Source organism: Blautia sp. HCP3S3_H10_2 (assembly GCF_052122375.1).
Lineage (GTDB): Bacteria > Bacillota > Clostridia > Lachnospirales > Lachnospiraceae > Blautia_A.
This window is the reverse complement of sequence record NZ_JBQKCL010000033.1, coordinates 1-3886: the sequence shown is the minus strand read 5'-3', so window position 1 is coordinate 3886 and position 3886 is coordinate 1. Positions and strand designations below refer to the sequence as shown.

5 protein-coding genes are annotated in these 3886 nt (G+C 35.7%); all 5 read right to left on the bottom strand.

The genetic code is table 11. The features are described 5' to 3' along the window. Window positions 1-148 precede the first annotated feature (148 nt). The 5 genes from tnpA to ACTQWB_RS18505 all read right to left on the bottom strand — a co-directional run bounded on the left by tnpA (window position 149) and on the right by ACTQWB_RS18505 (window position 3719). Window positions 149-535, bottom strand: a complete 387-nt coding sequence (tnpA, locus tag ACTQWB_RS18525) for an IS66 family insertion sequence element accessory protein TnpA (protein WP_441502902.1) — start codon at window positions 533-535, stop codon at window positions 149-151. Between the two features lie 95 nt (window positions 536-630). Continuing rightward, on the bottom strand, window positions 631-795 hold the full coding sequence (locus ACTQWB_RS18520; RefSeq protein ID WP_441502901.1) for a hypothetical protein: 165 nt from the start codon (window positions 793-795) through the stop codon (window positions 631-633). A 53-nt stretch (window positions 796-848) separates the two neighbouring features. Beyond that, on the bottom strand, window positions 849-1511 hold the full coding sequence (locus ACTQWB_RS18515) for an HAD hydrolase-like protein (RefSeq protein WP_441502900.1): 663 nt from the start codon (window positions 1509-1511) through the stop codon (window positions 849-851). Beyond that, on the bottom strand, window positions 1468-3042 hold the full coding sequence (locus ACTQWB_RS18510; RefSeq protein ID WP_441502899.1) for an aldolase catalytic domain-containing protein: 1575 nt from the start codon (window positions 3040-3042) through the stop codon (window positions 1468-1470). Before ACTQWB_RS18510 ends, ACTQWB_RS18515 begins: the two co-directional genes overlap by 44 nt. A 20-nt stretch (window positions 3043-3062) precedes the next feature. After that, a complete protein-coding gene (locus ACTQWB_RS18505) occupies window positions 3063-3719 on the bottom strand; it encodes an acylneuraminate cytidylyltransferase family protein (RefSeq protein ID WP_441502898.1) in 657 nt (218 codons plus the stop codon). Window positions 3720-3886: the final 167 nt, after the last annotated feature.

The following is a 3886-nucleotide window of genomic DNA, read 5'->3' as shown; positions in this document are numbered from 1 at the left end:
GCACGTATCTGTGGTTTAAGATAAATAATGTTATCCTCATCTTTTTTGTGAAAAAGTGAGTAAATATCTTTATATCCAGAAAAGATGAGGATAAAAATATCGTGAGGATAAGCCTGTTGCGATAAAAATCTTGTCGAAACCGGTTGCATCATTCAGCATGTAAGAGACCTCCAATTCTGCTTAACAGTTCTGCAGAAGCAGTGTTTGAAATCTCCAGCGAAAAGGTGTCCTTTCGAATGATCACATCTGGTCTAAATGCAGTAGATGATACGGCGGATTGCTTAGGTAATTTTAATTCGACGAAATCAACCGACGACTCTGCAGGTATACTTACAGATTTGGCTACAGGTGGTGAAGAAGATTCTATTGTAGAAATATAAGCTTCTTCACGCAGCCGACGTTGCCAGTAAAAGAATGACTTGTCTGAAATACCATGTTCTCTGCACCAGGCAGTTTTATTCATTCCACTAGCCAGACATTCTTTTATGATGTTAGTCCATTGTTCACAGCGGACTTTGTGAGTAATTTTATCCATGAGATAGCCCTCCTTGAAAAACCTTAGATTTTTTAGAGTAATTATCTCACAAAAACTAGCAAGCGACACGGTACCGGCTATTTACCATTTACGAATTACCGGAGCAGTGCCGCTTGAAAAGAAGCCGAAAAAAATGCCTCAAACAATGATGTATGCATTATAGCAGGAAAATTGCCTTTTTGCACTACGCCATGTTTTGAGGCACTTACCATATTTTCAGCAGAGTCATTTATCTGATCAGTTTTTGTATCTTTTATCATAATTAATCTCTCTGCTTCTTCTGTGAATAATGTGGTGTTGGAAATTACTCAAATTACAAACTATCAATTAATAGACTTAATAGTTCGGAGCAGCTGTCAACCTTCTTGAAATCATACTTCTCGCCAGGTTTGAAACCAAAACCATATGTAACTCCAATAAAATCAACACCTGATTGCTTTGAACCAATATAGTCATTATTGCTATCACCTACTAGAATGGCTTCATTTTTTTCACAGCCACATAACTCACAACACTTTAAAATCAAACCAGCTTTATCAAGTCCATCATTTGGATCCATTCCACAAACTTCATCAAAGTAGTTTGAAATGCCTAATTCCTTAAGCATAATCTTTGCAAAACTCTCTGCTTTTAAGGTTGCGACCCCCACTTTATATCCTTTATCCTTTAATTTCTTTACCACCTCTGTAAATTCAGGATAAAGCACAGCATTATGTATTCCAACTTCAGCATATCGTTCTCTATAAATCCTTACAGCTTCTCGTGCGTCAGGTTCAGAAAAGTTAAAACGCTCAATATATGTCTTTAAAAGATTTCCGCCGATAACACCACGTAATTCTTCTTCAGTTGGTATTTCTCTTCCCATTGCATTTAATGCAAATCTGTGAGAATCAAGAATTCCGCCTGAAGTATCTGCTATTGTGCCATCGAAATCAAATATTACCAATTTCGTATCTTGTTGGCGTGAGTACTTCATATTCTACTCCATTCAGTGCTAATTTCAGTTGCTTTGAAATATTTTCGTTCTTCTTTTTAACAGTATTATAATCGAGAGATTTTTTGAATGTTGCTACAGCATAGTTAGCCGAAGAATCAACATCAAATCCATCAAATCCAGCTAGGTATACCTTCTTGACATTAGACTTTTTGAGTATCCTGATAAGCATAGCCCCCGCATTGTCAGAAGCGTCCCCTTCGCCTAAAAGAGATGAATAATTGAAGAATAGCGCACTTTGAATACCTTCTCGCAAATTCGAAGTAGCTATTACTTTATCAACTGTTTCAAAATCCAATGTATCCAATCTCTTTTCATTAGAAATAAATACCGCGTTTATTTTATAGTTTTCTGGTATGAAGTTAGTTGAGATAACAATATTGCCTTCTGAAGCCTTCATGACTTTTTCTTCATACTTTGTTATTGACGATCCCGGACCAAGAACAACTACTTCTTTGTTCTCTACCAGTTCTTTCATTTCAGTATATGAGAAGCTGTCATCAATATCAAAAGCCTGCATCTGCAAGTAAAGACTTTCTATTAAATCGGAATTATATTCACTTCTATTTTCTGCTGGAATAAGACTTAAAAGTTTTTCAATTTTCTCAATACCTAGCGTTTCCTTTTTCATCAAGTGAGCAGCATAATTTGGATGACATTTTGCTGTTGCTGACAAGAAATATGGAAGATCATAGCCCCATCTTTGTTCTGCATATATAGGCATCAAGTATTTATCGACAATATTAAGTAGTGGGATTAGTGAATATCTCTGTTCAACATTATTGTTTATATAATCCGCGAACAGTTCAGTCGTAAGATTTCCAACCCCTCTTCCCATGCCATAACAAGAACTATCTACAATAATCGTTCTCTGATGGTTTAATCTAATCATTTCTTGTGCATTAGCAAAGGACATTTGAAGGTTGTTATGAGAGTGGAATCCTAAACAAATATCCTGAGAAAGATTATTGTCAATCAAATAGAAGAACTTACGCATATCATGCCTATACATCATGCCCAATGTATCGACCAAATAAAAAGCATAAGGTTTTATCGCATTCACATCTCTCAGAAGATTGAGAAGTGATTGGTCGTCGTAAGTAGCAGTACCTACCGGTTGAACGCAAACCTTATACCCTTTTTCCATTAATTCTTTGACTACTTTCTTAGTTCCTTCCCATTCCTTTCTACGGAAAGTGATACGGATAATATCAGCGGAACTTCCATCATATGGTGCAATTTGATTTTCCACATGATTATGAAATTCAATCATTACCGCATAAAGAACATTCTTCTTTTTCGGCGTGATATATTCTTTAAGATCATCAATCGATGTAAATACAGATGAATCCTTATCGTATTCAACATTCCTAATGAACCCAGTTTCAACAATATCAATATTAGCTGATACCAGGTTATTAATTATACCTTTGATATTATTGCGGCCAAACTTCCAGTCATTGATGTAGCCACCATCTCTCAAAGTACAATCTAGTATTTTTACGTTGCTCATTCTATTTTCTCACTTTCGTTTCATTTCATTCTTTCCTTACTCATAGCAATCGCATCCGCCAGCAGAAAATCGTCAGGATTATTAATGTCACAAGCTTCAATTTTTGATACTTCAACAAGGAATGGCCTGTGTCCTATTCTCCGCCCTTCGTTTTTAATCAAATCAGAAGTGTAAATATACATCCCACATGTTTCTGTGTAATAAGGTTCCAGATCTTGTGTCCTAGGAATACTTGATGGATTATAGTTAAATGGTTTTCCATCTTTCCATAAGAATTCTTGAAGTTTTTCTACAGTCAAAGCAGAATCATAATTTCCACTCTTCACTGCCTCTATTCCTTTTTCAAAACTGTCTTTGCTGATAAAAGGCGCAGTAGCATGTGTTAGCAAATAAATATCCGCCTTTACATCTCTTGCAAAATACTTCAGGACCTCATTAAAACTTGTAGTAGATTTGTCTAGGTATTCATCTCTTTGTAAGTATTTAACACCTTCAGGTATAAATTTTTTAATCGATGGATTGCTACAATAAACATATATTTCATCGATACCACTTGTTTGTTTCAATGTCTCTAATATATAACTAACTAGTGGTCTACCATTGGAGAACTCCTTTGTATTTTTTCCAGGTAACCTTTCATTGTTCATCTTAATCGGAATAAATGCTACCGTCTTCATATTACGCCACCTCCTCATATAATCAAGTGTTTTTATTGAAAATTCAAGGTTTTTCAGTAAGTGCCTCAAAACATGGCGTAGTGCAAAAAGGCAATTTTCCTGCTATAATGCATACATCATTGTTTGAGGCATTTTTTTCGGCTTCTTTTCAAGCGGCACTGCTCCGG